The following is a 26,822-nucleotide window of genomic DNA, read 5'->3' as shown; positions in this document are numbered from 1 at the left end:
CAAGATTGCCGCTGGCTGCGCCATAGCAATCGCCCCAAGAAAATAGAGTGCCCCTTTGATCTGAGTGATCAGAGGTGCTGACTCGCAGCTGTGGAAATAGATGGATGAGTATTCAACAAAAACTGAGTTTTGAAGATGTTAGCAGTGTTGGGGGCGGCCGAGCACGAGCCGCTGAAGTCGGCCTTCGTTTTCAAAACTGGGCTTCTGCGGTTATCCCAGATCGGCTAGCCCTGCTCAATATTCCGCTCAGCGCCCGCAGCGGCGTGAAGATTTCGAGAAAGTATCTTGAAGAAGAACTCGGCTTTACTTTTGATATGCAGGTCGCCCATGAGGAAACCATTGCATCTGTTTGTCAGGCCATGGAAGCACAAAACATTTTAGTCGAAGGCTTTACCGTTCAAGATTGTGAATACCGTCGCTACCTCCTCAAATGGTTTGAAGGACTGACCTCTGATGAAAAAGCCAAGCTCCCCCTTATCGCCGGCAAAATCAAGTTCCGAGGGGTGATTGATAGTATTGGCCCCGGCATGAGTCATGCGAAGCTGTCCCCGTTATTTAAGACCACCGTGCAGGAGCTTTCGGCTGAAGTACTGGAAATCCAGCAGTCTCTTAGGCCGCCTGACCTCTCTAAAAAACGCAAGACGTCTTCAGAGATCAGTGAGCTGATTACGGATTGGGCGCAACGGGTCATCCAGAGTCGTGGGTCGCTTCTAAGCGTCCCGCTCATCCTGCGTCCGGGCAAGCCGCAGATAGTGAGTGATCATATTGGCGAGCAGATTTCAGCATCCTCCCAAGCCGTCGCGAAGAAAATTCATCTAACTTCGAATGTCATCGAAGCGATGATCGAGCAAAAAATTGTGCTGCCCGAATACAGCTCCTATGAGTGCGATTGGAGAAGAAGGCTGCTGCGCTGGTATGAAGGGATGGATGACAAACAAAAGCTCAACATTCCTGTATATGGCAATAAAATAAAGGTCAAAGGATTTTTCGACCAAGTCAAGTCTCTGGCCAACCTCTATTACAATGCCAGCCTTCCTTTGATCATGATTACGCTGGACGAAATTACGAGTGATCTCCGAGAGCGGGGGGTGCTTGCCGACGACTATAAAACTGTTAGTCAACGGTTTGCAGAAAAAGAGCTTTTGATAGTCGACGATGTTGCGGAGAGCCCTTACAAACGCCTGTGCCGATATCGGGAAATATCGGTAGGGAGCATTGACGACCTTGCGCAGGGTGAAGGAGAGCCGTTCTCGCCGTTGATGCACCTCTTTGCGGCTGCCTCCTTAGGTAGCCACCACAAATCTGGGATCAGCAACTATCTGGAAGCCTACAGATACTTTAGTCGGGGTCTTATCGAATCTGGGCTTGAGGGGCACGAATCCATTGTAGAAATGGTCGGAATCTACTCGCTGGTCAGATTCAGAAAGTATCTCGAATGCCTGATGATCGAAGAAAAAATTTCCTCCCACTCCAGCAATACGCTAATGAGCTCAGCTCGAATAATGATGGAGACGGCACGTGGACTAAAGGGAATGGCCATGGAGTCATTCATTTCAGCGTCAGGGTTCGATGTTGCATCTGAAACTGATCTGTACCGACCGTATTCACCTGCGGAACGAACCCGGATTTCTGATGCTATCAGTGAAGCTATCGACCGTACGAATACGTTAGTACAGCCCTATGTACAATCTGGGCAAGGGGAAGATCCACTCGATACATCTGGTTGTATGAAGCGTGGTTTCAGATCTCTTGAAAATGCCCGTTGGATATTTGAGAATAAACTGAACTGTGTGCCCATTGGCTTCAAGACGGTCGATAAAAAGGATCCATATCAGAAGGCATTTATAAATATTGTAAATGCTCAAAATGTTTCAATTTTCGATATCTATAAAAGCTGGGGTGTTCTATATGCTCGCGACTCCCAGGTGCTCTCGCCTTATATTGCTCGGTTGGCACAAGTTACAGGGCTAAATGGCGACTCTTTGCTTAGCCTCGATGTGGGCGACTTTGAAGAGCGTCATAAGCTAACCAATCGGCCATGCTTAAGGTATTGGAAAGAGCGATCTAATGGTGCCAAGGAATACCACCTTGATATTTTCTATGCCGACATTACATGGCTTACGACATCTCAAGGTCGTGAAGTCCGTAAAATATTCGATGATGTCCTTGCGCTTACGGCGGACTTTAGGTTGCAAGCTGAACCTAAAGTTGCGTCGCGGCTGTTTATTTACCGTTCTATAGCGCCGAGTACTTATAATCAGATCAAGTCGTTGGATGCATCATCGTCGACAACTCTAAACAAGATATTCGAAAAGTTTTCGGCGGAGTACGGGCTTTTTCTTGATAGTGGCGAGCCCCTGAGGTTGTCTGCGTCGAGGTTTCGCCCAAGCTTTGTTAGCGAACTGATCGAACGTGGTGTGTCCATGCGAGAAGTGCAAGTCATTCTTGGTCACAAAAATATGTCTACTACTATCGGCTATTTAGAGAGACTCGACCTCAATAGGGTCGCCCGGAAGATTCTTGATGAGGCCATCAGGAAAATTCATGATGGAACTGTAGTCAACGAACCCAAAGCGCCTATGCCGAAGGTCGTGGCCACCGAGGGTGACAATATCATCTTCAAAACCCCTTTGGGCGGATGTCGCAATATCCTGAACCCACCAGATTTCATCAAAAAGCTCCGGGGATATATTCCTGGACGACCTTGCGCGCTCTATAACAAATGCTTAGCATGTGATAATCGGCTGATCACGAAAGCCAACTTGCCTGACCTGTATGCGATGCGACGCGATTATCTCCAGACACTTGAAACCTCCCGTGTGGTTGATACTCCCTACGGCTCAATTATCTTGGAGAATCTAGCGCTGCTGGAAGAAATCCTCGACCCAAATTTCTCTGACTTTACTGCTGTTGAATTGGAGGAAGCGGAGCGGTTGTCGGAATATATTGAGACCAATGTGATCGTCGAGGGGGCATTTCAATGAACGAGTCAGAATTCAACCTACTTTCTAAGTTCGGTTCGTTACGCACATGGTTCGCGCCTACTCCTGATAATCATGAAGTACTATTCAGGCAGCCTGCTGATGAAAGCATTGTCAATGCAACCTCGCAACTGCAAGCCCTTGCCTACTACGAGGCATTGATGGCTTTACCAGTAGCAAGGAAGGATAAGCGAAAAGGATCTCAGTCTCTATTCAAAGATATGGTTTGGGACTTTAATCCAAACTATCCAGACGCAGCGAGGAACGTGAAGGGTGCGAAGTTGAGGATGGACTGGTCTAAATATCCTGACGTAAATTCTGTCGTTCTATTAGAGATGAAGGTGGCTTTTTACCTCTATTATCTAGCCCCCACTCACATTTATGGCGGTGCGAGTCGGAAGAAAAAGCACAAGAAGGTCAACACGATCGTTGCTAATTTTCAGCATGGAATGAGGTTTCTTAATGAAATGTCTCTTCGTGACCAGCAGGAGTTTGGTAAGGACTATGTGCTTCATAGCGGGCTGGGCATAAAGAACTTTGACCTGATGTCGTATCAAGATGCTGCTAAGAGCCATGAGTTTCCCTACTCGGCAGACCTCAGAGTTTTTTTCTACGTCATTCGATCGCCCTTTCTGGCAGAAAATCTATTCGGCGGCTATCTGCCGTACGTCGATCTCGATGTGCTCGAATGGAAATACGTTTCCGGTGTGAAAGAAGACGAAGACAATGGAAAAGATGCGGCTCCCGTAACGAGTGAGGTCTTGCCCAATTCCGTATTTGAGCGCTCGTCCTATTCTGCATCGATGCTGGTCGTTGACTTTCTGGCGACCCTAGGGGAGCCCATTGTGGACATTGATACCTTGAGACGGCGCAATGCCAGGCAGTTCAAGCGTGCGGAGTCTCATGGCTTAAGTAATCGTCTCATGAAAATGTATACCTTTATGAGGTTGAAGCAGAAAGGGTACTCAGACGAGCACATGGCATCGGTCATGGGAGGGATGCCTGACGAGTTCCTGACCCAGCGTCGGAGTAAGGATCAGAATCGTACGACGATTTCCAAGCAGACACTGGTTAAGCTTTCAGAGGGGCGGCTGAATGATGCTCTGCGGGTTTATCTTAACCAAGTTAACTACAGCTGCTGCTACCTTGTTGCACAGTACACAGGAATGCGCCCTTCGGAATTGTCGAATATTATCCTCGATGATGCGCTTGAAGAAGATGGTGCCTACTGGCTGATTAAGAGTCATGTTGTGAAGCATAGAGAGAGCTACGGGAAGCTCTTTGATGATACATGGGTGGCAATCCCGATCATCAGGGATGCTATTGCGGCGGCGCAGATCTGTGCTCGCTACAAGCAGAGTCCATATCTCTTCTCGTCAGTAGATACGGTAGGGCCTGGCGAAACGTCCTCGCCTCTTGAATCAAGTGGGCTCCGTTATCAATTGAGCACTTTTTTCGAACAAGTATTGCCAGAAGACGAATGTCAATCTCTGGTCTTCACGCCTTATATGTTACGACATACCTTGGCGTATCAGTTGTATCGGGCAGACGTTGGGCTGCCATTTATCTCCCATCAGCTTAAGCATTTTGGGGAAGTTGTTGGTGGCTACCAGAATCGAGGTTACAGTGCCGTGACCCTGGTATATGGTCACATAGGCGATATTATCGAGATGGGTGGCCGGAAGAAAAGCACAAATCAATATCGCCATATGGCTGAGAAGGAAGTTGTTCGTCTGCACTATGATCCGGAAGGCAGCTATGCTGGTACTAATGCTACCGCGCATAAGGCTCGCAACCAGGCATTGTTTAAGATGTATCAGGATGCAGGATTTTCCGCCGAAGAAGTTTTTGAGGTGCTAGTTGCCAAAGGAATCGCCATTGTCAATATTGGCATGGGTATGTGTTATGGCGGCCGCGTGGAGGATTTCGACGAAAGCCTTCCTTGTATTGGCGGCCTTCGCTGTAACCCGAATCGGTGCCAGAATTCGGTAATTACCAAAGCTCACGCGCCTAAGTGGCGGGAAATTTATACCCAAAACCAAATGCTTCTTACTGACCCTCTTTATCAGGATCGACTTGATCAAATTCATGAGGTGATCAATGAGGCGAAGGGTGTCCTTGTGTACCTTGGTGAAAAGCTGGAGCTCGAAGTATGAGTAGCCAACCTTTTGATGCGCGTAACGCAAATGACTTCGATAAAATTACTGTGGCATTAACTGAAGCTGTTTCTGCTATATCAAGAAATGACGACATTAAAGCTACTGTCACTGAGTTGAGTCGAATCTCTGGTGTTCATCGGAATACGATTTATCAGCGCAAGTGGCCAATTGAAAAATTAGCGCTGATTAAAGACCAGCGAACACTAAAACAAATGGCGCTCGCTAGAAAGAAAGTCAAACGTCAAGACCCAGTAAGTATGCTGGAGAATAGACTGGAAAAAAGTAGGTTGGAAGTAGTATACTGGTTTAATAAATTTAGAGACTCAGAACAGACGGCTATTGCATTTGAGACTAGGTTAACCAGGGTGCGTGATGCCCGTGATGTTTCCCTAAAAATCTCTGAGGAGCGTCTGTCCAAGATACAGTCTCTTGAAACTGAAATTGAGAAGCTCAGGGACGTCATCACATTCCTTGAGGCTGAGAGCCCGGAGAATCCGAAGTGAAAGCATATCAAGACCTGCTGGCCGACGTGCTCAGCAATGGCGTAGAGAAAGGCGACCGCACCGGTACCGGTACGTTGAGCGTGTTTGGTCGCCAGTTTCGCCACAACCTTGAGGATGGTTTTCCGCTCATCACCACCAAGAAAGTCCATTTCAAAGGCATCATCAACGAGCTTCTGTGGTTCCTGAGCGGAGACACGAACACCAAATGGCTCAAGGAGCATGGTGTTTCGATCTGGGATGAGTGGGCAACCGATACCGGTGACCTGGGCCCGATCTATGGCAAGCAGTGGACACAGTGGCCGACGGCGGATGGCAAGACCATTAACCAGATCGACTATGTCATCAATACGCTGAAGACCAACCCGAATAGCCGGCGCATCCTTTTTCACGGTTGGAACGTGGAGTACCTCCCTGACGAGAAGCTCACCCCGCAACAAAATGTCTTGGAAGGGAAGATGGCGCTACCCCCTTGCCACTTGCTTTATCAGTTCTATGTCGCAAACAACAAGCTGTCTGCACACCTGCTGATCAGATCGTCCGACCTGATGTTGGGCTGGCCCTACAATTGCGCATCGCTTGCGGCCCTGACAACTATGCTGGCGCAGCAGACGTCGCTGGGGCTCGGCGAGATCGTCATCACAATGAGTGACGCTCACATCTACCTGAACCACCTTGAGCAAGTGAAGCTCCAGTTGACACGCGAGCCCAAGCCGCTACCCAAGCTTATTCTCAAGCGTAAGCCAGATAGTATCTACGACTACACGTTTGAGGACTTCGAGTTGGTTGACTACGATCCGCATCCTCATATCTCCGCACCGGTTGCCATCTGAGCCACCCTTAGGAGTGAAGGTGGGTGGCTATCATCCTATCCACCTTGGACACATAGAGACCAGGAGCTAACTCTCGCAGTGCTGATGACACCCGAATGATCGGGTACCAAATCGCGCCTTTGCTTCGAGTGTGGATATCAATTTCAAGCTCACGAGCCTTCGTACCCATGAGCCCTGGATCCGCCTCACCTTATTCGCGTTAATGCCCGCGGATATAGTGCTCCAATTGCTGGATCAGATCGGCCTGCTCGATGATGGCTTCTTTCACCAGGTCACCAATCGACAAGAGGCCAATCAGTTGATCACCTTCTACCACTGGCAAATGGCGCAGATGACTATCGGTCATGACCACCATGCAACGCTCAATGCTCTGCTGGCTGTCCGCCGTAACGACGGGAGCGCTCATGACGGCCCTGACCGGCGTACCGACCGAAGAGCGCCCCTGTAGGACTACCTTGCGCGCATAGTCGCGTTCGCTGATAACGCCCACCACCAGCCCCTTTTCTATCACGGGTAGAGCACCCACATTCTTTTCCGCCATCATCTTCAGCGCTTCAAGCACCATCTGATCTGGAGCGATACTATGCACCTGCTGATTTTTCATGACCTTCAGTTTCAGCAATTGCGCGGCTGTTTTCATACACACCTCCGAAGCCAACTACGTTTAGAAGAAATAAAACGCCTGAAACCATTCGGTGACAGACACCTTTGCTTGTTCTTTTGCTGTGTTGAAGCCAGACGTCCCTGCCTGATGCACCAATGTCCCCCAATTACCAGTACGGCCGATCGATCGTCGTTGACCGAGGGGGTGTCCAGAGGAATCCGTTCCCAGTAAATCTGATGTAAACCAGGCAGCCTTTGTGCTACCCGACAGAGACTTCATCCTATGTGGAAATCCAGGATCCCGAGCTAGAGATAATTGTCACTCATGACACGTGAGTGAGTAGGTACAGAGTCTGAAAAGCTAACCGGAAGCTAACGCTGTAGGGGGCGGCGGGGATAAAAAGGGCCGCTCGCACCAGCCAGGCACGAACGACCAAAAAAGTTTGCGAGCTATCAGAGCGGATAGGGCTAATCAAAAGCTCTACTGTGAATCACGTCATCTTAGTGAGCACTGAGATGACAGCACTGATTGCTAGACTCTACGGCATTAAAACCGGAAAACTGCTTGGAGCCAAAACTTATCGCCTTCAGCTCTGTTTAACACCATTGATTCATGTTGCCATTTTGCAACAAAGCCCCAAGCAGGGGTTTGATATTTCATTGCTGGGCCTATTGCGAATGCGCGCCCCTTATTGTCTTCTGTGCTAGTAGTGACAATATCTTGGTCGTCACCGGTTATTTGTTTGTAAAAGTAACCGCTTACACCAAGCTGGAGCGTCGGTGTAATGTTGTACCCTATGTTGTAGTCTATATTTAGTTCATTGCCTGATTTATATTTGGTTGCGCTGTTTTCTTTGTTGACTATATAGAGTGCCTTGGCGCTAACTTCAAGATTTTTTATGGGATATGCCGTTATCCCGTACCAAGGGGCGAAAGACCAATAATTTCGGCCAGGATTAAAAAGCCTATCTTTGTCATAAGAGCCGGTTGGCGTAAAAATATCTACCGCTACGACTTGACTCAATCCAGGCGAACTCCATCCCAAAAGTAGTGGAACAAGCGTAATATCGCCAACTCCCTCTTGGCGATCACTTCTGTGCACGCGTCCTGCTGGCGTATCAACGTCAAAGCTGACATTGCCTTTGACAAGCGGAATGATAAATCGACTCGAGAGTGTTGCACCGAGAATTGAGTAATCTGAATAAGTATAGTCGAAACGCAATGCAAGCGCTTTGACATCAAGATCGAAGTTATGAATGTTGGGCTTCTCGGATCCATTGTTTCCGATGGTTTTAGTTGCCTTATAGTCTGATACATAAACGAAATTGGTCAAGCCGGGAGGGGGAAGCTTTCCAGAGAGCACGGTATTCACCCCAGAAGGGTATACTGATCCACCCCCTTCTGTAGCGACAGCAACGCCTGTAAAAAAAGGAAGCATGGCAAGAGTAATCGACGCGGGAGATAAGGCACGCCGAGCAGTACATTTTTTATTTTTCATTATTTAAACCCTACTTTTTGATTGTTTTTATATGTTGAGCTGTTTTTGTTTCGGAGTTTCTAATGGAAGCGTTGCTCTGCCTGCAGGTGGTTATAAAATATTCATAGGTGTACAGCTTAAGTTGCTCCGAGCGAATAAATCGCTAGGGGGCGATCTACAGTTAGCGTCGCCGAAAAATTACCCCAGCCCAACTTGCGTGGAGTTGAGTTGGGGGGTATAGAATACCTTTCGACAAAACTTAATGAGTCTGTCAGGCCAGTGGTTATATGGCCTTAGGGTTGCCCCTGCTAGTACCCTGTTTAAGGGTCGTAATCTCAGCAGAACCTGGAGCATATCGATAATAGAAACTTTTGCGCCTACTCTTGCCAGCCAATATTTCGCGGGGTGCAAGCTCGCGAAGATCAAAACTTGCAAGAGTATCTATTTATCTTTGACTTTCGACATTGCCTCTCTACGAATGGGAAGGATGCACTTCACGCATAGTGTCTTTCATGGCTTGTTGCACCTCTTCGCCAAGATCATGCTTCCAGATCCAGTCCATTCGGTTCTCTAAGCAAAATTTCAGCTTCGAAGTGTCCCGCCCAACGCCTTGAGTTTTATATTCGTACAAATCCCCAGCTTCCCGTGACGTTAGCTGGACTCGCGAAGCGCGCGCTCTACGTGTGTCGTCATAAGCAGCTAGCAGACGAGGCACATCAGCTACACCATGGGCAGGATTGCTGAGTACTTCGGTCATGAAGAATGCATCTTCTAACCCTTGGCCTGCACCTGCTCCTTGATGGGGAAGCATCGCGTGAGCCGCATCACCAATCAGAGCCACCCGACCATGGACATAAGTTGGCAAAGGATCGAAATCGTGTAGGGCCCACAGCGTGGGATTTTTTATGCTTGATAGCAACGTCTTAACTGCAGAGCCCGCACCATCGAATCGATGCAGCATTTCATCCGTAGTAGCGTTGCGAACCCAAGGCTGGCCCGCTGGCCATTCTGGCTCAGCTACACTTCGGTCAGATACAAAGGCAACAATATTGGTCAAGCGACCTTTTTTTACTGGGAAAGTTAAGACGTGACCATCCTCAATCAGGAACATTTGGGGAACATTCAGGAGGTGTTCATCCAGCGAAGCGGCTCGGAATGCTTCCCGTAGCACGGCAGTTTCAACGAGCCCTCGATATGCGGATGTGCCAGTAAAACGAGGATCAACGCGGTCGTGACCTGCAGCAGTCAGAACGGAATTACGGATTGTGGATTTGATACCGTCTGCTGCGATCAGTACGTCGGCCGTGTAAGTACTCCCATCTGCAAACTTCAGCGTGACGTCATCAGGATTCTCTTCGTAACCCAGAAGATGTTTTCCTAGCGACGCTATACCTGCCGGCAGACGCCTTTCTAGCATGTCTATGAAATCGGCACGGTGAATGGAGGACTGGCCAATGCCCGGTGCTAAAGTCGCCACAATCAGAGATGCATCATCCGCGTGCCGCCATTCAAACCACACATCCTGCCAAGGTGCGGGAGTGCTATCCGCGATGTCTCGATAGACGTTACCAACGCCCAAACGATTAATAGCCTCAACGGCATTCACACCGAACGATATACCCGCGCCGATCTCACCAAATGCGGAAGCGGTTTCAAATAGTTTGACGTGGATGTGTGGGGCTTTGCTGAGGCCTAGCGCCAAAGCCGCCCCAGCTATACCGCCACCAACAATTGCTACACGCAGAGGTGATGAGTTCATGGAGCACCTTTTGTTTTGTGATTGTAGGTAATGAATTTTCCTCACTGGAGGTGGTTGACGTCCAAGACTTTATAACTATGCATCATAGCCTCTGGTCTATAGTATAGGGTGAGAGCCTGATCCAGAGGCGCTTAGGTTTTGGAACCTAAAAAGGCGAGGCAAATGAGAAAGGTCTCGAAAGGAGACAGAAGGAAAATCGAAGAATCGTTACGTGCTAAGACAAGCTGGAAAAAATATTGCTGCCTAGTCACGTTTTCGCGTTCGCTGCTGTGTTTGTGGAAGTAACTTTCGTACAGAAACTAGGAGTGGCTTACTGTGGAAATCCGTCAACTGAAGCGATTTATCACCGTCGCAAAGACCCAAAATTTCACTAAGGCAGCGGAGCTCCTGCATGTAGCTCAACCATCTCTTAGTAAGCAGATACTCCAGCTGGAGGAAGAATTGGGTTTTTCCTTGTTTCTAAGGGATACTCGACCAATTCAGCTTACCGAAGCGGGACAACGGCTCTTTGAAGATGCAGTTAGTGTAGTAGCTCGTTTAGATCAAATGAAGTTTAATGCCCAACAAATTGCTTTAGGCACAAAGAAAACACTGACAATTGGATTCGTTGCTTCCGCGCTTTATGCTGCACTCCCAACAGTCATTCGCCGACTCAGGAGGGTTAGGCCTGATTTAGAAGTAAAGTGGTTGGAAATGTCGTCAGGCGAACAAGTCGCAGCTTTAGCCGAAGGACGAATAGATCTGGGATTTGGGCGTATCTATACAGACTCTAATGAGATATGTAGAACCGTGCTGCGAGAGGAGAGACTTCTTGCGGCATTTCCGCCCAGCTTCGCGCTGGCGAGTGTACCAGACGATATCTCTCTTACTGAGCTCGGAGATCTTCCAATCATCGTTTATCCAGCGCACATTCATCCAAGTTTCGCCGATAAGGTACTGGAGTTACTACGGTTGCACAGTTCATCCCCTTCGATAATTCATACGGTTGGTGATCTACAAACCGCCTTAGGATTGGCTTCGGCCGAGTCGGGATATTGCGTAATACCAGCTTCTTCAAGACATCTTAGGTCTGACTTGGTTTATCGAATAATAAGTGAGCCTGAAGCAGTATCTCCGCTCATAATGAGTTACCGATTGGAAGATAATGAGTCAATAGTTGAGACAATAAAACAGTTGACGCGCGAGCTATATGCAGAGAGACCAGATTGGCTGGAAGCCAAGTACAATCGAATATTTGACTTCTGATCAAGGTATATATTTATGTAATATTAATGCTCGGGGCGAAGTCGTGATCGCCAGCCTATTGTCAATATCTATAGGTGCAATTGATTTCGACAAGAATGAAGCTGAACTAATTTATTGAGTGCGATAACTGGTCAATAGCGCACCATTGACCAGTTTGCTTTACCTATAGGGGACGTTTTCCCTGCCATGCATGAGTGATCAGCACCTTGACTCCCTCTGGCTCCAACGTGCGAGGATTGGGGTACATGTTTTTAAAGGCCAATTCAGTAGCCTTTTGAATACCTTCTTCCGGCATGCCTAATTCTTTAAGCGACATCTGTGCCCCTAATTTTTTAGCCAAATCATACAGCGCCTGCGCTGGACTGATAGTGTCAAGAGCTCGACGCAGGCGTTCTATCGCTTGAGGTGTGTGGCCTGCGTTGTAGGCTAAAGCATGAGGAAGTAAAGCCGTATGGGTTTCTGCGTGGGGTAGGTTGAAGGTGCCTCCCAACGTATGGCAAAGCTTATGGTGAATCGCCATTGAAACTGACCCTAGGCAAATACCACAGAGCCATGCGCCATAGAGCGCATTGCTACGGCCATCCAAATCTTCTGGATTTGCTGCGATTAATGGCAATGCTTTTACTAAGGAGCGCACCCCCTCTTCGGCTAGTGTCGCGATCACCGGATTGGTGTCATGGGCATAAAGCGCTTCTACAGCATGAGCGATTGCATTCATTCCACTGGTTACTGATATTGCTACAGGTAACCCCGTAGTCAGGTTCACGTCGTAAATAACCACCTTGGGACGAATTTTGGGGTCACTCTTCGTAACCTTAAGTTCGTTTTCGGTTTCCCCCAGGATTGCAGTCATCTCTGAACCTGCATACGTTGTGGGGATGACGACTTGGGGCAGACCGGTTCGAAATGCGATCGCTTTGCTGAGACCGATACTAGACCCGCCGCCAACAGCTACAACGCCGTCGACCTGATGCGACTCAACGATGCTCATGGCTTCGTTAGTGACGGAGACCGGTGTATGCATGACCGCCTCACTGAAGCAAGCTACGATGCGGCCACCTAATTTAAGGCGTAGTTCCTCGTTGAAAGCTCGCTGGCCAGCAGTACCAACAATCAAAACCTTATTAAGTCCTAATTGATCAAGTTCTCGAGTCAAGAAATCGATCGAGCCGGCGCCGAATACCACACGCGATTGAGCGCTGGTGTATACGAAAGGTGTATTAAATCGTTGCACGTGTTATCTCCTTAGCGAATCGCGATAGCGTTGGCGGGCGAACCAACGCCACCTACGATGGGCAAAGGTGCGGCGGTTAGCATAAACGTGTACCTCCCGTCTGCCGCACATGCTTTGGCCAGTTCATCAATATTCCAGAGCTCGCCAATGGGCATACCCATGAGTGGAATGATGGCCCGGTGCATGATGCCCGCGTGCGCACTGCATTCTTCATGGCGAAGCTCCCCAGGCGTGAAAAACGGGCTATCAGGTTTAGCTGGCCAGCATTCTAATGCGAAGTTATCGGCGGCAATGATGCTGATCCGGTTATCCCACAGCCAGGAAAGAGTTTTGGTGGATTGTTCAAGACCGGGGTGAAACTGCTCTGTGACAAGGTTGGCCCGAGTTGATTCGTCCGTGCGGTTGAGATAGTAATCGAGCCAGCCGAACCGGATGATCACAGCGTCACCCCACTGAATCTCAACACCCTGACTTTTTCTAGCTGCCTCCAGAATATCAACCGAGATGGCTTGGCCGCTTGACTGATCCAGAGTTAAGCCTTGCTTGGCCATATAGCGTTCCACATCGATCAACACTCCGCGAGTTGCAATAGGTAACGCCGCGAAATGATGGATACTTAGTGTATTGGTACCAGGTTTGAACTGAGTATGGTCATAGCCATTGTAAAATCCGTACTCGGGGTGCCCTATATGGCGCAGTCCATCGATTTGACTGCCATATTGCGTGTAAAAATTGTCTAGCCACTCGTCGTGGTGAAAATCATTACGTTGAAATATATGGTGTGCAATAGGCTTGCGTGTTGGTGCCAGAGAGGGGTAGATGGACGTCGACGGTAGATCGAGGCTAAACGCCTTACCATCAACGACAGAGGCAATGCCTCGCAAGCGTGACTCTGTGTTGATGAGATTGAGCGTGCCTACCTGGTCGTTGTCACCAAACAGCCCCCAGCTTGACCCTGGAGGAGCATCTTTGCGTTCAAGCAATTGCTCATAAGTTGGCAGCGATTTTGAATTGAAGCTCATCTGATGGCACCTCTCTCGAAGTTGTTATTGTTACGGGGAGTTTTTAGGCCGATGGCCTAAGGCGTTACTTATTTGAGATGCCGTACCCAACAGATGCGGAAGGTAGTACTCGCACATTTCCTCAAGCGTCCTACCTGTAGTTCCGCAGGACAGGGAAAGTGCTGCTGTAACATTTCCTTGCATGTCAAATATTGGTACGGCTATAGATCTGCGACCGATCTCAAGTTCTTGGTCTACTGCATCCCAACCTCGGATGCGCACTGCAGCGATTCTCTCTTCCAACTGAACTCTATCGACAATTGTTCTGTCGGTAAGGGCTTTAAGGTTGGCGGTTTCCAAGTACCGCTCTAAAGCCCGAGTATTGAGGCCTGCTAGGAGGACATGCCCAGAAGATGTGGCGTGTGCGGGCAGGCGTGTCCCGACAGCCAGCGTAATACCGGTAATCCGGTGACGATGCACTCGGCTGACGTAGATGACGTCCGTGCCGTCCAGTGCCACCAATGAGGTGCTTTCATCTAGGAGATCTGTCAATTGCTCAAGGCGAACTTGAGCGATCTGGGTAAGGCTCTGCGAGGAAAGGTAGGCATACCCTAGCTCCAACATCTTGGGCGTCAGGCTGAACGTCGACTCCCTCTGTTGTACGTACCCCAGTCGCTCAAGAGTGAGCAAGATTCGCCTGGCCGTTGGCTTGCTCAGGCCGGTTCGTCGTGCGACCTCGCTGAGCGTGCTTGCTGAGGTTTGGTGGGTATAGGAGGCAATGACCGTCATACAGCGCTCTATCGACTGTATGTGGTCGGCATTCCTTTCCTCAATGAATTCGTCAGTCATCAATTACCCCTTGGTTGCGTGACTGCCTGGTGTTGACACGCAGGCGGATTATAACCACTATGTTCACATGCCGTACAGATAGTACGCATAGCGTACAACGGTAATGGGTTTGGGATCAAGTGCCATCGTTTCAGGGCTACCTAAACCCTTGGTAAATAACTATAAAACAGGCGATATCGCGTCCGACCGATGCGACCCGGAGGAAAAATGAGTAACGCTCGATTAGCCGAATTGGTTTCTGCGCTTGAGTCAGAGCTCCTTGATTTCATGGAGCGCCATCAGGTAAATCACGACGAATATCGCGCTGCGACCGATTTAATCGTTTCGTCGATCAAGCAGGGAGAGGAATCGCTCCTCTTTGATGTATTTTTCGAAGCCCGGGCGACTGACACAGGTAACGTAGATCGAGAGGGAAGCCCAGAGGCGATCGAAGGGCCTTTCTACGTTCCAAATGCTCCTTTTCTTCCCGCTCCAAGCGTCATGCCTCAACGACCAAATGAAGCGGGAGTCATCCTCTTTTTTACAGGAGAAGTTAGAGACGCAAAGGGAAACCCTATATCGGAAATGGAAATTGACCTCTGGCATGCCGACGCTGAAGGCTTGTATTCCAACATTCACCCAGGGATCCCCGACTTCAACCTGCGCGGTAGGTTTAACACAGATTCGGACGGCAAATTTGAGGTCAAGACGATTTTGCCTCCACCCTACGAAATCCCTAAGTCAGGGCCTACCGGTTATGTACTTAGTCAGCTAGGCCGTCACTTTTTCCGCCCGGCACACCTTCATATGAAACTGCGTCATCCCAATCATGTTGAGATGACATCGCAGCTTTACTTCGCCGGTGGTGACTATCTTAAAAATGACGTCGCCAATGCGGTACGGGAAGGTTTGATCGGCGTTTTTAGCTACGTCGATGATCCCGCAGAGATAGCGCGCCGGGGTCTTTCCGACCCCTTCTACGTGTACAGATACGACTTCACACTGCCATCTTGAGGAAGCTTTTACATTTTAAAGCCTGACTGATTGCTGTCGGGCTTTTTCCTAATTTTGGAGCGATCAATGTCATCCGCATTCATCATTGAAAACGTTGTTTCTCAACGCTTGGATATTCCATTTTCCGAACCCATTCGCATGTCATTCGGAACCTTGGATCGCCTCAACTTGCTCCTTGTCCGCCTGACCGACAATAGCGGCCTTGAGGGTATTGGAGAGACGACCGTGATGGGAGGGCCGTACTGGGGTGGAGAAAGTATCGAGGCCGTTCAAGCGGCAATCGACAAATATTTGCGACCTCAGATCATGGGTATTTCCTATGGTGGCGTGGAGGACTTCAGCAATCAGCTTTCGCGCCTTGTGCGTGGTAATGCTTCCGCACGCTCTGCGCTCGAAATGGCGGCGTTTGACCTAGTGGGGAAGCGGACGGGGCTGTCAGCCGGAAGTCTTCTAGGCGGTCAATGTCGTAGTAAGCTACCAGTCGCTTGGACTCTTTCTACCGGGTCTGAAAAGGGAGACATCGAAGAAGGCGATAGGGCGATTCAGGCTCGTGGGCATTCGCGATTCAAGCTGAAGTTCGGAGTTGGTAAGGCAGATGACGAGCTATCGCGTATTGCTAGTATTGCCGAGGCATTCCGGGGACGAGCTTCAATAATTCTGGACATTAATCAGGGTTGGGATTTGAGTTCTGCATTGCGATATTTTCCTCTACTGGAAGAGGTAGGTATCGAGTGTATCGAGCAGCCTCTCCCAAGCGCAGATCACCAAGGTGCTGCACGGCTCCGTAACTCTACCTCCATGGAGATCATCGCTGACGAGGCGTTGGTAGATCTACGATCGGCATTTGAGGTAGCTCGTTACGGGGCAGCTTCAGCGGTCTCGCTCAAGCCTACTCGAGATGGCGGGCTCTTGGCGGCCAAACGAATCTCATACGTTGCATCAGCGGCCGGCATGAAAATTTATGGAGGGACTGCATTGGAGAGTTCCCTTGGAACTGCTGCGAGTGCACACCTATATGCCAGCTTGCCGGAAATTCATCTTGGAACGGAGCTGTTCGGGCCTTTACGTTTGCAGGCGGATATTGTCAAGAATCCGCTACTACCTCGGGATGGCCTCCTTGAAGTGCCACAGGGCCATGGATTGGGAATGGTTTTAGACGAAGATTTGGTCAGAACCCTTCGCTATACAGGGGGCTGAGCATGGAAATATGAAAGAGGTAGAGAGCGTTTATTCTCTCGCTCTCTCATCGAAGTTGCCTAGGTCGTTATTTCCCAATCGCTCCAGGTGTTTACGGAATTGAGAGCACCCTGAGCCTCACCATATCAAAGTGCAGCCCCTTGCGTTGCTCGTATAACAAAAACAAGAAGGTATCCAATGCATATCAAAAGTCCCCTACAAGGCAGGGTGGGTTCGGCCGCCTTAAAGCTCCTTCCGATTAATATTTTTCTGGGAGGAAAATTATGAACAGGTCTATTAGCGATCAATTGGATCATAAAGAGATGGGGAGATTTCAGTGGGCAGTCGTTGCTCTCTGTTTTCTCATCAACATGCTCGATGGCTTCGATGTTTTGGTAATGGCATTTACAGCTGCATCAGTCTCAAATGAATGGGAACTTAGCGGCATTCAGCTTGGCTATTTACTCAGCGCAGGCCTGGTAGGAATGGGCCTCGGCTCGCTTTTCATTGCCCCCTGGGCAGACCGGTTCGGCCGCCGTCCGCTGATCCTACTCAGCATATCAATTGCCGGCATCGGAATGCTGGCTTCATCCCAGGCGACCTCCGTGACGATGCTCGGTATCTTAAGGCTTCTGACAGGGCTGGGAATTGGCGGTGTAATCGCGAGCAGCTATGTCATCGCTGGTGAATATGCCAACAAGAAGTGGCGAAGCTTGGCTATCAGCCTACAAGCAACGGCCTATGCGCTTGGGGCAACAGTGGGTGGATTGATTGCGGCGCAGATCATTCCCCATTTTGGATGGCGCTCAGTATTTTTCTATGGCGGAGTCGCCACCTTACTCACGCTTCCGATCATGTATTTCGCGCTTCCCGAGTCCATCGCATTTCTAATTTCACGTCAGCCCCGTAAAGCCTTGTACAAAGTTAATCGGCTACTGAATCGAGTAGGGATTGATCAGATAAACGAGATGCCAAAGGTTGCAGTAGGCGCGAAAGATTCCCCGCGCAATGCGTTTACTGCGCTGTTTTCACGCGATCTTCTGCGCTCCACCCTATTGGTCTGGGCCGGTTTTTTTCTAGTGATGTTCGGCTTCTACTTCGTAATGAGCTGGACGCCAAAGCTTCTGGTTTCTGCTGGCCTTACGAATCAACAAGGTATCACCGGAGGCGTATTACTCAATGTAGGAGGAATTGTTGGGACTTTTCTGATTGGATTGTTCGCTGCCCGATACAGGCTTTCTCGGGTCTTGATGAGCTATTTGATTCTCAATGCCTTGTTCCTCGCTATCTTCGTTCATTTCACCTCAAGCTTGAGCTTGGCTTACGTCCTAATCCTGATTATTGGAGTTCTGCTGAATGGTTGCGTGGCAGGCTTGTTCGCACTGACACCTACCATTTATGGGGCCGAGCGACGTGTTACCGCGCTAGGATGGGGGATCGGTATGGGACGAATAGGTGCCATACTCTCATCTCTTGTGGCAGGTAGATTGATTGATGCCAGTTGGAAACCATCTGACATATATCTCCTATTCGCCATCACATTCGTGATCGCAGCGATAGTTGTTTGGCTTATGCCTAAGCCTACAACCTTGCAGGTAGCGCTTAAACCTGCCTCCTGACGTACAGGTCTATGAGCCGAACCAAGTGATCTTCGAGGATCAACTCTTCCAGCGAGACCGGAAATAGACTGGTCTCGCTGCGGTACTCTCATTGAATGTAGGCCTAACGAAAAATGCTCCGTGTCTTTTGATACGGAGCATTTCTTTGAGCTCTATGCGGATTGCTAGATTCACACACACAGCCTGTCAGAGAGCCCTTCCTTGTACTCAGACCAAACTCATTTGGTTAACCAGGACTCAACGGTCGCGGAGCCGTGTTCTGCTTTCCATTCCTTGAGGGTCTTGTGGTTGCCGCCTTTGGTTTCGACAACTTCGCCGGAATGAGGATTTTTATAAACCTTCACCTGGCGTGGCTTCCGAGTACTGGTTTGGGGCTCAGCGGCTGGTGCACGACGACTGGACTGTGGATCAAGCAGATTGATCACGTCTTTCAGGCTGTAGCCGTACTCGGCAAGCAGAGCGCGTAGCTTGTTCTCAAATTCGATTTCTTTCTTGAGGCCAGCATCGCCTTTCAGGGCTTCGAGAGCCTCGAGCTGTTCGGCGAGGTGTTTTTCGAGCTGGCGGAATTCAGCGAGTTTGGACATGAGAGATCTCTTTTCAGTAGTTACCTAACAGTATATTGCAAATCGGACAGTGTAATAGGGACTGCTGGCGACAACTGAGACAGCAGCTGAAAATTATGGCTCAGCAATAATTATGGCTGAGCCATAATTTGAGATAATTCAGTTTTGCCGATTCCCCACCGATGGTGAAACTCGAATCACCTGCAGTACACCGTCCAAAGCTGGTCGATCTACGTTGTGATGCGCCTTCATGATGACAAAACAAGCCGGGAGGCCAAGCTTTTGAGAAGCTCTGCAAGCATTCGCGCATCTAGCAACGCATGGTGTGGCAGATCAGACAGCTCTACCTGTTCGAGAGCTTCCGCATTCACCTGATTGAAGAGGCTTGTAAGGTTGGTCGGTTGATGCAGAACCTGGACTGGCCAGGATTGATGATCGGCACAAGCGAGATCATGGAAAAATCCCCAATCCCAATGTGGCGCATCTGAACACACCTCTAGCTCTTCGTTGAAGCCGCCTAGAAATCTTCGAAGAGAGGCTCGGGCTTCGACAAGCGACTGACCGTATCGCGAAAGCTCGAGCTGCGGCAGAACGTACTGGATGACGAAATCACTGCAGTCCTCAACCGAATATACGTGTCAAGTTATCCCGTTATGAGTCGGAGTTCGATTGCTCAGCGCAATAGCTATCTCTCACATGATCACAGGCCATTGGAAGCGGTGCCAGCGTTTGGCGTCGTTGAGCTTTGGCTCTCAAAGCTTCATGGCTTGGACATAGGTACTCCATAGGCGAGAAGAAAAGCCTCCACAGCCCGCCCCGTGGTAGCCCGAATCTTTATCTTACTTTCCGACTTCGAGGTCGAGAACAGGAAGTGATCGATCCATTCAGCTTCAAGCAACGCTCGCATATGAAGTGCTGCTACCTCTGGGTCTGATTGTCGCAACAGCCCTCGACCCATCGCGTTTTGCAGGCTTTGTGATATGGCTGAAAGAAACTGGGCGGGCCCTGCCTGGTAGCATTTAAGGCCCAACTCATTCTTTCGCCCGGCTTCGGATAACAGTAGGCGCCGCACAGCCATCACCTCTTCCGAATAGAGAAGCTCGGTGATTTTCTCGCCGAGCACTTCCAAATCCTTGCGCAGGTTCACTAGCGGTTTCTCAATGATCTGGAAGATCTCGTCCATTTGGGAATTCGTCGAATCCATAAGCACCTCATAGAACAGCGCTTCTTTGGAATCGAAATAGGAGTACAAGGTTGCTTTCGAGTAACCCAATCTCTGGGCAACCTCAGCCATAGATGTACCCTCAAATCCGAGTTCTTTGAAAACCTGCCCTGCGGCTTCACGGATGGCCAGACGCCTCGCTTCGGTTTTCTTCTTCATCGACTACCCTCCACAGCAAAGCGGCATGTTAAGCGAAAAAAGCTTGTACAAGGTCAGGACTCCAACTGTAAAATGAACCAGCTGGTTTTGTTATGGGTGGCTATGACTCCTCAGATAAATCGCCAACGCCCAAGCGAAAAAGTCAGTTGCGTACGGTTGCCGCATTGAAAAGCGACCTGTGTTCGCCGATGAGCCTTGTCTCACCGTGCAGGATTGGATATGAACAAGAAAAGACCCGTGAACCTCGACCTTGGAACCTTCAAGTATCCGATCACCTCAATCACATCGATACTCCATCGGATCTCAGGAATAATCCTGTTCCCCTGCGTGTTCCTGATGCTGTATGCACTGGGGAAATCTCTGAACTCCGAGGAGGGGTTCAATGAAATGAAGACGATGTTGTCCACGCCGTTTGCGAAGGTTGTCGTTTGGTTCGTCGTGTCGGCGTTGGCGTACCACTTGGTAGCAGGTGTAAGACATCTCATCATGGATATGGGCGTTGGGGAAACTTTGGAGGGTGGTAAGCGTGGATCGCTGATCGTGCTCGTCGTCTCTGTAGTCCTGATCGCCGTTACTGGGTTTTGGCTCTGGGGTTGACGGTTCGAGATAGCTTGCAGTGGATGCCCATGGATGCTCGCTGGCTTTGCGCCGTCACGTGTTGACGTGTGAAATACGAGTTAAATCAGTGCCTTGTGCCACTTATGTGGCAGCAAGTCCTCTATTTTACACGCCCGATGAGTCGGCAGACGAGTTAAAACATCCTTGAGATACGCATACGGATCGTGCCCGTTCATGCGCGCGGATTGGATCAAGCTCATAATCGCCGCCGCCCGTTTTCCGCTGCGTAGCGATCCGGCGAACAACCAGTTTGAGCGTCCAAGTGCCCACGGCCGAATTTGGTTTTCGACGGGATTGTTGTCTATGGGTACAGCCCCGTCCTCCAAGTAACGCGTTAGCGCTACCCAGCGTTTAAGGCTGTAATCCAAGGCTTTGGCCGTTGCCGATCCGTTGGGCACAAGATCGCGCTGGGTCAACATCCAGTCGTGCAGTGCTTTCGCTAATGGCGCCGCTTTTTCTTGCGGGCGCTAGTTTCATCGGAACAAAAGCGGGCAACGCCGGCGCCTGACGATCTCGATAAGCAGGTATCCACTTTCGAACCAGGTTGGCATTGATGCCGTGGCGCAGGGCTACGCTAGCCATTGAAACGCCAGGTTGCAGGCACTCCTGGACGATCTGGGTTTTAAAGGGTTTGGGATAAGAGGTTCTTTGGCGCATGGCAATCCTGATGATAAGGGCGATAGTGTCCACGTATTTTTAAGTGGACAACATCGCCCTTATCTCTGGGATCGGGTAGGTGACTTCGCTGGACGGTTACATATCTTCAACGCCCTTTCCTTTTCAACGATTGTTAGCGTGACCTGTCATCGCAGCCACGCTCATCCCACTATTTACAGTGCACCGTCCATAGCTGATCAACCCGCGTAGTGAAACCCTGGCCCATTATCTCCCGGCGCATTAGGGCGGAATACGCTTTCGCAGCTCGCGTAGGAGCGGTGCAGTCGATCAGCGCAAAGAGGATCAGGCTTGCGGATCATGTGCACGCACGCTCCCCTTAATAATCAGCCCATCGGCTTCGACGATGAAGTGAATCTTCGTTCTACTTCACCATCGCCGATGTGCCACTATTCGAGGATTCGTCACGGATGGCATGGACTTGCTTGCATGCATACCTGGCGTACGGGTTACAGCACTCTGATTTCCGACGAACAGGATTTTTGTCATGACCGCTCCTTTAGTGCCTCCGATACCGTTAGCTCTTCCCGTGCCCTTGGCGCCTGCCCACAATGGATTGTTAGCGTACTTACGCCCTGGTAGCTCCGAATGGCTGCCCGTAACAGAGACGGCTTTCAAAGTATTAGCTGGCGTTAATGAGATAGATGACACGGGACTTCAGCGAGTCCGATCCAACCGTTCGGCCTTAGCAGACCTTTTCGGCAACGCTTTACAGATGCCAAATTTAGGTTTTTTTGCCGGTAGCGGTACCTCGCTTGCACCAGTGGGTGGCCCTAGCATGTGGCAGTTATGGACGGCGGCAATGTGCACGGACTCAACGGGGGCTCAGCTCACGATAGGTGCAGCCGCCGTTTGTGAGACAGTCAGATACGTTGAGCTAAAATCTCCAAATATTGAGCATTTTCTTTCCCGTTGCGATGCGTTTCTTGCATTCAATGAGAGCGAAGAGGTCGCTTCGTTTGTTCGCAGTGTTAAAACCATAATCTTGCATCTATGCACTGATTTTTTGAACAATACTCAATCAGACATCTCTTCCTACAGACATTTATTGCAAAAGCTTGCACGTCGCCGCGTACGTGATCCCCGCTTGAAGGTTTTCACGACCAATTACGATATGTGCTTCGAAACAGCGGCATCTGACCTGGGAATGGTTGTTGTCGATGGCTTTTCCTACACCCGCAAACGAAGATTTGACGGCCGTCATTTTGATTTCGACATCGTCCGTAGGGAAAGCGACAAGCACGAGTTTGTAGAAGGGATATACCAGCTTCACAAACTGCACGGTTCAGTAAGCTGGACTCGCAATGAAAACGATATTTATGAAGACGGGTCACCCCATCCAGACGACGCTTGCTTGATATACCCTGCAAAAGGGAAATATCAACAAGCATTCATTCAGCCGCATCTGGAGCTTCTTTCTCGGTTTCTGGATTTCGTTCGTCAGCCCAACAGCTGTCTGGTTGTCTCCGGTTTCGGCTTTAACGACGATCATTTATCCGAGCCGATTTTATCCGCGATCCAGTCCAATCCCAGTTTAAAATTGATCCTCACCGACTATCGTTGCATTGAACATGCGCATAACAAAGGGCACCACGGCTCAAGCGCCTATTGGGCAAAATTCCACGAGTTGTCTCAAAAGGGATTCGACGTCCATTTCGTTGGGGGCTCTTTTTCTGACGTCGTAGATCAGATCCCTTACCTGCGCGCGATTTCCCCAGCAGAGCAGTTGGCGAATGCCGTGAGAAGGCTCGGTCATAGAGATCAGGGATGACTGTTGACATATCTACCGATGGGATATTGCTAGCAGATCTCAAGATCGGAGTTGTATCTAGCGTCGCGGCTCAGCACGTTAAGGTAAATCTGGCTCACGCCGGGGAAGCTAGTGGTCACTACTTAAGTAGCAAGAGATACGGCAAGGGTGAAGTTGGGGAGCTTGTCCTGATCGAGGGACAGCAGTCCATTGTTCTAGGCCGGATCACCGAGGTCAGCCTGCCCGATAGAGATCGCAATGAGATATCTCAGGATTTCTCCGGGCTCAGAAAAGTCGACGCAATTGGCTTCGTTCGGCTGCTAGGTTCAGTTCACCCCATCAGCTTGAAAGTCCAGGCGGGCGTCGCCGCATATCCACGCCTTGGAGACCGGGTGTACTCGGCACCAGGCGAATTCATATCGATGATTCCGCTGCTAACCAGCGCGGGCATTGACGTCCAATCACCACCGGTATCGCTCAATCTTGGCGTGGTGTCAGGAGAGGGTGGATTCCCAATTTCTGTGACCCCGGAAAAGCTTTTTGGCCGGCACTGTGCAATCTTGGGCTCGACCGGAGGTGGGAAAAGTTGGACTACTTCAAAAATCATCGAAGAATGTCGACGCTATCCTTCAAAAACGATATTGCTGGATGCGACCAGTGAGTACAGATCACTCAGCGGTGCCGATACCGTTCACCTTCATTTGGGTGACCCGCTGCATGAGAATCGTGACTCTGTAGAAATTGTCATTCCTCCTACCAATTTCACGGAGGGAGATTTCATTGCCCTCTTCCAGCCTGCAGGAAAAACGCAAGGCCCTAAGCTCAGAGAGGCTATTAGAAGCTTGCGCCTTGCCGCACTGGCTCCGGAGCTATTTCCACAAGGTTACATTCCCAAAATTAACACCTCTAAGGAGAATTTCAGAAGGGCCCTTAACACCAATGGGAACGCGAGCCTCGTAAACAAGCCAACGCAGCCTTTTGACATCAGCCTTTTGGTACGGCAAATCGTTCAGGAATGCTGTTTCCCCGATGCAGGAGCAAACGGCTTAGACCGATTCGGCGCCGCCAACAACGAGCTTTCATATTGCTCATCGCTACTGACGAGAATCACGGGAGTTATGGACTCCCCCTTCACTTGCATGCGTTTTCAATTCTGACGCAGCACTTCCAAGTCTATCAGCTCAGATGGACGAATTCTTGGACGGTGACGCCAAGCTTTTGCGTGTCTGCCTTAGCGCTGTCGGCTACGAGTTCAACGCACGAGAAGTCGTCGCTAACGCAATCGGCCGGATGCTTCTGCAGCGTGCTAGGGCAGACGCTTTTCGCACGAATCCGCTCTTGGTGATCCTGGACGAAGCACATAACTTCTTAGGGAAGTCGGTGGGCAGTGAAGACGATCTTCAAAACCTTGATGCGTTTGAAATGATCGCCAAAGAGGGACGTAAGTATGGCCTGAACATCTGTCTCGCAACTCAAAGGCCTCGTGACATTACGGAAGGAGTACTGAGTCAAATGGGGACGATGTTGGTTCATCGTCTGACCAATGATCGAGATCGCGACGTTGTCGAAAGAGCTTGTGGAGAAATCGATAGGTCGGCTGCTGCCTTTCTTCCGAACCTCAAGCAAGGTGAGGTAGCCGTCGTGGGAGTCGATTTTCCGATCCCTGTTACCATCCAGATCGACAGGCCGTCCCAGCCTCCGCTCTCAGATGGGCCCAGCTATCAAATGCTTTGGAGGGGTTCCAGTAGCTGAAGCTTGAATGCCGTGCGTGGCAAGTTCAACGGGGCAACAGGTAGAGAAACGCGCACGCTCATGAGGTTTGGCGACGCTCGACCCTGCGAAAAAGGCAAATGGCAGATGCATATCAGCCTGAGGATATGCATTAAAAATGCGCTCCGGATCATCAATCGGAGCGATACTCAACGGGTACATGTCAAGTCCCAATACGAGACTTTTTCAGAGGGTAGATGAAGAGGGATACCTGCGTTTTTCTTGGGCGGAAATCCATTCCTCGATTGATATCAGCACCGCGCTCTTACTCTCACCGTCGATGAAAACTGGCTCTCGGGTGGTGATAACGTGCTCGAGCAACTCATCGAAATGGATCGCTGCCCGAATAGCAGTCCACCGTTCCTCATTTGCCATGCTGCAAGGCCCTTTTAGTTGAGATCAAACAACACCGTCTCCCCATCGCCTACCCGACACAAGTCTTCAAGCGTTCAAAGGCATCCAATTTCTTGAACGTCGACCTGCCCATTTGCCGCTTGAAGCTAGCAATAACGTACAAGCTGTTCAGCGTCGTCAGAACCCAGAAGCGACCTTCTTTATGCACAGATAAAATGTGGGAGGTTCGAATCATGTTCCCATCCTTGAATTGCTCACGAGGCCCTTTCCGTGAGTGATCAAAGACTATGGCGATGCACGTATTGCCCACGAACAGCGCATCGCTAAGATACCCAGTGATCGGTGAATCGTAAGGCCACTGTTGGGCGCAAATGATCCTTTTGAGTTGAAAGTCAGTCAGGTGGCGCTCATGACGGCCTGAGTCGCTCGTGTCGAGCATGTTAGATCTCCATCCACTTTAATGATCTGACGTGGCTGAGGTGCCTCGCCCGAGCCAGCTCTGGTGGCTGTTGAGCTGATACCCACAAACCTAACTCTTGGTGCTAAAGGGAAGACGCGATAGTCCCTGCGATCAGCCCTTTTCCTTTGAGATCTAGGCATCGTCAGAGGCGTTCGCCGGACTTGAGGAACTGGAGCAGGCTAGCTCTTCCGCCGCCTCGCTTGAAGGTACCTACAACGTAATGTCCTTCATGCGTTGATAGCACCCAGAACCGGCCTTCCTTTCGAGCCGATAGAATTTTTCCTGTTTGGATGATTGAGCAATCAGCGTGACGGCCAAAGTCATCCTTATCTAGATGGCCAAAGACCACACCCAAGCATGTGTCATCTATGACCATCGCACCGCTGATAAATGCCGTGATGGCAATGGTGTACTTTTGATTTGTTGCTCGCACCAGACGAATCAACTCAAAGTCGGTCAGCCACTTACTGTGGAACTCCACGTTAATAACTTCAGACAAAATGTCCTCCTAATGCATTTCCTTCTTCTTCGATTTCCACCCAGCCCCTCGTTACGACGTTTGGGCGCTGGTGTAAATCTTCCCGGTCTCTGTCGTGAATTCGTAGAGGGGCGGGTCTCTTTTAGTATTTCGCAATATGATTTTGGTAAGAGGCTCCATTAGGTACTGACCTTGATGGTTCATCCAAGGTGGGGAAAACAATGACACCTGGTTAACCAAAATAAAATCCGACTCGCCTTGCCATAATTCTAGAAGAGTCTCTTCGTCACTCACAAGCTTCCTACATGGCCCAATTTTTCCATTAATCGAACCTACACCCTCTA

23 protein-coding genes and 1 pseudogene are annotated in these 26,822 nt (G+C 49.9%); 12 read left to right on the top strand and 12 right to left on the bottom strand.

Annotated elements, in window-relative coordinates:
• Nucleotides 1-104: 104 nt before the first annotated feature.
• From F7R06_RS03750 to F7R06_RS03735, 4 genes are read left to right on the top strand one after another with little or no spacing between them, the layout of a single operon-like run.
• A complete protein-coding gene (locus F7R06_RS03750; protein WP_090326265.1) occupies nt 105-2,984 on the top strand; it encodes a site-specific integrase in 2,880 nt (959 codons plus the stop codon).
• Complete coding sequence (locus F7R06_RS03745) at nt 2,981-5,137, top strand: tyrosine-type recombinase/integrase (RefSeq protein WP_090326262.1); 2,157 nt, start codon at nt 2,981-2,983, stop codon at nt 5,135-5,137. The genes F7R06_RS03750 and F7R06_RS03745 overlap by 4 nt, the downstream gene beginning before the upstream one ends.
• Nucleotides 5,134-5,643, top strand: coding sequence for a hypothetical protein (locus tag F7R06_RS03740; protein ID WP_090326260.1), 510 nt, complete (start codon nt 5,134-5,136; stop codon nt 5,641-5,643). The genes F7R06_RS03745 and F7R06_RS03740 overlap by 4 nt, the downstream gene beginning before the upstream one ends.
• A complete protein-coding gene (locus tag F7R06_RS03735; RefSeq protein ID WP_090326258.1) occupies nt 5,640-6,473 on the top strand; it encodes a thymidylate synthase in 834 nt (277 codons plus the stop codon). Before F7R06_RS03740 ends, F7R06_RS03735 begins: the two co-directional genes overlap by 4 nt.
• A gap of 199 nt (nt 6,474-6,672) precedes the next feature.
• Here the strand turns inward: F7R06_RS03735 and F7R06_RS03730 are convergent, their stop codons facing one another.
• From F7R06_RS03730 to salA, 3 genes are all read right to left on the bottom strand, one after another.
• Entirely contained in the window at nt 6,673-7,113 is a 441-nt protein-coding gene (locus F7R06_RS03730; protein ID WP_090326256.1) for a CBS domain-containing protein, read from the bottom strand.
• Between the two features lie 510 nt (nt 7,114-7,623).
• Nucleotides 7,624-8,574: a SphA family protein gene (locus tag F7R06_RS03725; protein ID WP_090326253.1), complete on the bottom strand. Its 951-nt coding sequence runs from the start codon at nt 8,572-8,574 to the stop codon at nt 7,624-7,626.
• Nucleotides 8,575-9,025: 451 nt separating this feature from the next.
• Nucleotides 9,026-10,312 (bottom strand): salicylate 1-monooxygenase, encoded by a 1,287-nt coding sequence (gene salA, locus F7R06_RS03720; protein ID WP_090326251.1) that lies wholly within the window; start codon nt 10,310-10,312, stop codon nt 9,026-9,028.
• Between the two features lie 315 nt (nt 10,313-10,627).
• Here salA and F7R06_RS03715 point away from each other — a divergent pair, with 315 nt between their 5' ends.
• Nucleotides 10,628-11,557 (top strand): LysR family transcriptional regulator, encoded by a 930-nt coding sequence (locus F7R06_RS03715; RefSeq protein WP_090326248.1) that lies wholly within the window; start codon nt 10,628-10,630, stop codon nt 11,555-11,557.
• A 163-nt stretch (nt 11,558-11,720) separates the two neighbouring features.
• Here F7R06_RS03715 and F7R06_RS03710 read toward each other — a convergent pair whose 3' ends face one another.
• From F7R06_RS03710 to F7R06_RS03700, 3 genes are read right to left on the bottom strand one after another with little or no spacing between them, the layout of a single operon-like run.
• The gene (locus F7R06_RS03710; RefSeq protein WP_090326245.1) at nt 11,721-12,791 is read right to left on the bottom strand and encodes a maleylacetate reductase; all 1,071 of its coding nucleotides are present in this window, start codon (nt 12,789-12,791) and stop codon (nt 11,721-11,723) included.
• 11 nt (nt 12,792-12,802) lie between these two features.
• The gene (locus F7R06_RS03705; protein ID WP_090326242.1) at nt 12,803-13,813 is read right to left on the bottom strand and encodes a cyclase family protein; all 1,011 of its coding nucleotides are present in this window, start codon (nt 13,811-13,813) and stop codon (nt 12,803-12,805) included.
• A 30-nt stretch (nt 13,814-13,843) separates the two neighbouring features.
• A complete protein-coding gene (locus F7R06_RS03700; protein ID WP_090326240.1) occupies nt 13,844-14,641 on the bottom strand; it encodes an IclR family transcriptional regulator domain-containing protein in 798 nt (265 codons plus the stop codon).
• 207 nt (nt 14,642-14,848) lie between these two features.
• Here F7R06_RS03700 and F7R06_RS03695 point away from each other — a divergent pair, with 207 nt between their 5' ends.
• The 3 genes from F7R06_RS03695 (at nt 14,849) to F7R06_RS03685 (ending at nt 18,429) form a co-directional block, all read left to right on the top strand.
• Complete coding sequence (locus tag F7R06_RS03695) at nt 14,849-15,634, top strand: dioxygenase family protein (protein ID WP_159437827.1); 786 nt, start codon at nt 14,849-14,851, stop codon at nt 15,632-15,634.
• Nucleotides 15,635-15,700: 66 nt separating this feature from the next.
• Nucleotides 15,701-16,831, top strand: coding sequence for a muconate/chloromuconate family cycloisomerase (locus F7R06_RS03690; RefSeq protein WP_090326234.1), 1,131 nt, complete (start codon nt 15,701-15,703; stop codon nt 16,829-16,831).
• A gap of 263 nt (nt 16,832-17,094) precedes the next feature.
• A complete protein-coding gene (locus F7R06_RS03685; protein WP_090326232.1) occupies nt 17,095-18,429 on the top strand; it encodes an MFS transporter in 1,335 nt (444 codons plus the stop codon).
• 218 nt (nt 18,430-18,647) lie between these two features.
• On the opposite strand, the gene F7R06_RS03680 is transcribed toward F7R06_RS03685, so the two are convergent.
• Both F7R06_RS03680 and F7R06_RS03675 read right to left on the bottom strand, forming a co-directional pair.
• Entirely contained in the window at nt 18,648-19,013 is a 366-nt protein-coding gene (locus F7R06_RS03680; protein ID WP_090326231.1) for a histone-like nucleoid-structuring protein, MvaT/MvaU family, read from the bottom strand.
• Between the two features lie 739 nt (nt 19,014-19,752).
• Nucleotides 19,753-20,373, bottom strand: coding sequence for a TetR/AcrR family transcriptional regulator (locus tag F7R06_RS03675; protein ID WP_090326228.1), 621 nt, complete (start codon nt 20,371-20,373; stop codon nt 19,753-19,755).
• Between the two features lie 219 nt (nt 20,374-20,592).
• Here F7R06_RS03675 and sdhC point away from each other — a divergent pair, with 219 nt between their 5' ends.
• Nucleotides 20,593-20,970 carry a succinate dehydrogenase, cytochrome b556 subunit gene (gene sdhC / locus F7R06_RS03670; RefSeq protein WP_090326226.1) on the top strand — a complete coding sequence of 126 codons (378 nt, stop codon included), beginning with the start codon at nt 20,593-20,595 and terminating at the stop codon, nt 20,968-20,970.
• 80 nt (nt 20,971-21,050) lie between these two features.
• On the opposite strand, the pseudogene F7R06_RS03665 reads toward sdhC, so the two are convergent.
• Nucleotides 21,051-21,431 (bottom strand): annotated as a pseudogene (locus F7R06_RS03665) (IS66 family transposase); the annotation flags it as partial.
• Complete coding sequence (gene tnpA, locus F7R06_RS03660; protein WP_090326223.1) at nt 21,343-21,648, bottom strand: IS66-like element accessory protein TnpA; 306 nt, start codon at nt 21,646-21,648, stop codon at nt 21,343-21,345. The gene tnpA and the pseudogene F7R06_RS03665, both read right to left, overlap by 89 nt.
• A 505-nt stretch (nt 21,649-22,153) precedes the next feature.
• Here tnpA and F7R06_RS03655 point away from each other — a divergent pair.
• Genes F7R06_RS03655 through F7R06_RS30980 form a run of 3 tightly spaced genes read left to right on the top strand, consistent with a single transcriptional unit; the run spans nt 22,154 to nt 25,168 of the window.
• Nucleotides 22,154-23,437 (top strand): SIR2 family protein, encoded by a 1,284-nt coding sequence (locus F7R06_RS03655; RefSeq protein WP_090326221.1) that lies wholly within the window; start codon nt 22,154-22,156, stop codon nt 23,435-23,437.
• The gene (locus F7R06_RS03650) at nt 23,434-24,573 is read left to right on the top strand and encodes a helicase HerA domain-containing protein (RefSeq protein WP_245706725.1); all 1,140 of its coding nucleotides are present in this window, start codon (nt 23,434-23,436) and stop codon (nt 24,571-24,573) included. The genes F7R06_RS03655 and F7R06_RS03650 overlap by 4 nt, the downstream gene beginning before the upstream one ends.
• A 28-nt stretch (nt 24,574-24,601) precedes the next feature.
• Nucleotides 24,602-25,168: an ATP-binding protein gene (locus F7R06_RS30980; protein WP_245706724.1), complete on the top strand. Its 567-nt coding sequence runs from the start codon at nt 24,602-24,604 to the stop codon at nt 25,166-25,168.
• A 442-nt stretch (nt 25,169-25,610) separates the two neighbouring features.
• Here the strand turns inward: F7R06_RS30980 and F7R06_RS03640 are convergent, their stop codons facing one another.
• Both F7R06_RS03640 and F7R06_RS03635 read right to left on the bottom strand, forming a co-directional pair.
• The gene (locus F7R06_RS03640; protein ID WP_090326215.1) at nt 25,611-25,979 is read right to left on the bottom strand and encodes a hypothetical protein; all 369 of its coding nucleotides are present in this window, start codon (nt 25,977-25,979) and stop codon (nt 25,611-25,613) included.
• 163 nt (nt 25,980-26,142) lie between these two features.
• Nucleotides 26,143-26,499: a hypothetical protein gene (locus tag F7R06_RS03635; protein WP_090326214.1), complete on the bottom strand. Its 357-nt coding sequence runs from the start codon at nt 26,497-26,499 to the stop codon at nt 26,143-26,145.
• Nucleotides 26,500-26,822 lie beyond the last annotated feature (323 nt).

This window comes from Pseudomonas moorei (assembly GCF_008801475.1).
GTDB classification, from domain to species: domain Bacteria; phylum Pseudomonadota; class Gammaproteobacteria; order Pseudomonadales; family Pseudomonadaceae; genus Aquipseudomonas; species Aquipseudomonas moorei.
Note: the sequence above shows the minus strand (reverse complement) of the source record. Positions and strands in the feature narration are given on the sequence as shown.